The organism is Flavobacterium columnare NBRC 100251 = ATCC 23463 (assembly GCF_002530675.1).
Lineage (GTDB): Bacteria > Bacteroidota > Bacteroidia > Flavobacteriales > Flavobacteriaceae > Flavobacterium > Flavobacterium columnare.
Genome location: NZ_PCMX01000143.1, coordinates 1 through 1,421 on the forward strand (window position 1 = coordinate 1; position 1,421 = coordinate 1,421).

General features: G+C 30.6%; 2 protein-coding genes. Both read left to right on the forward strand.

Annotated features, from left to right (window positions below; translation table 11 throughout):
• Positions 1-771: M91 family zinc metallopeptidase (locus B0A78_RS14595; protein ID WP_249030965.1), on the forward strand; the 771-nt coding region annotated here is incomplete at its 5' end.
• Positions 772-774: 3 nt separating this feature from the next.
• Positions 775-1,233: a hypothetical protein gene (locus tag B0A78_RS13535; RefSeq protein WP_123906913.1), complete on the forward strand. Its 459-nt coding sequence runs from the start codon at positions 775-777 to the stop codon at positions 1,231-1,233.
• The last annotated feature ends 188 nt before the right edge of the window (positions 1,234-1,421 follow it).

The window sequence follows — 1,421 nt, forward strand, 5'->3', positions numbered from 1 at the left end:
TATTTTTTAAGTATTGACCCACTAGCCGAGAAGTTTCCGAATTGGTCGCCGTACTGTTTTGTGATGAACAATCCGTTGAGATTAATAGACCCAACGGGAATGGCTCCTGAAGATATTATTATCATAGGTAACAATAAACAACAATTAAAATACGAAAACGGTAATCTTTTCAATAAAGACGGTTCTGCTTATACTGGTAAAGTAGATAAATTCACACAGAAGACTGTTGATGCTTTAGGTCAAATTTCAAAAAGTGCAGAAGGTTCAGCAATGATTCAAGAATTACAATCTTCTAAAAACGAATTTACAATTTCAAAAGGAGCAAGTGAGTTTAATGAAACGGATAGATACAAAGGGTACGCAAATCAATTAGCTACTGACCCATCGGCAAAAAATTCTTTTGATGCTTTAACAAAAATGGGAATTGATATGACTGGTGGTTCAGGAGGTGCAGTAACTTGGGATCCTTCTGGGGGAAGTATACCTACAACAGCAGGTATGAAAACGAATGCGACAATAGATTTATCTCACGAAATGTTCCACGCATTAGATTCCAACAGAGGAATGTTAGATGATAGAAGAGAAAATGGAGTTAAAAGAGATGAGTACCAAGCGGTATTTAGAGAGAACAACTTAAGAGGACAATTAAATCTTCCCTTAAGAACTCATTATCAAACTACATTTGATATAAATGGCATGAAAACTAGTTATGGTCCTTCTATGTTAAATAACTCCAATCAAAATGTAAAACCCCTTTGGTATAAACCTTAAGAAATGAAATATATATATTGTTTATTAATAATAATGATTTTTTCTTGTTCAACTAAGAAAGGCTATCAAGCTATTAAATATACTGGTTTTAGTAATACTTTAAAGAAAAATTATACATATAAAGTAAGTATTAAAGAAGGATTTGAAGTAAAGAAAATTCAAGGAGGCAATGAATGGAAGCAGAAAGAGTTCGTATATTCTGACAATTCTATTCTATATATTAGTAATGAAAAAGGCAATACTTCTCGTAATTATGAAAACATAAAAAATGATGAAAAATTATATGATAAAGCCATGCTTGCCTTTTTAACTAACGATACAATTACATTAGAGGGTATTGATAAAAATAACCTTTATTGGAAAAATAAATATAACGGAATTATTAATATAGGCTATTTAAACGTTCCTATAGAGAAGAAAAAAGAATTTGATAAAGCAATAATTTCTTTATTAGAAAAATAAAATTTTTAAGCCACTCATTGAGTGGCTTTTTCTTTTATTTATAAGCTAATCTAGTTTTAGCATCTCTCAACAAACCATCAAGAGTATAAAGAATACATCTTTTATCATCTTCAGGAAGTGCATCAAGCTCATTCAAGCGCTGTAACATTACAGGATTTTTAAGAATATTGTGTAATAGCCACTACTTT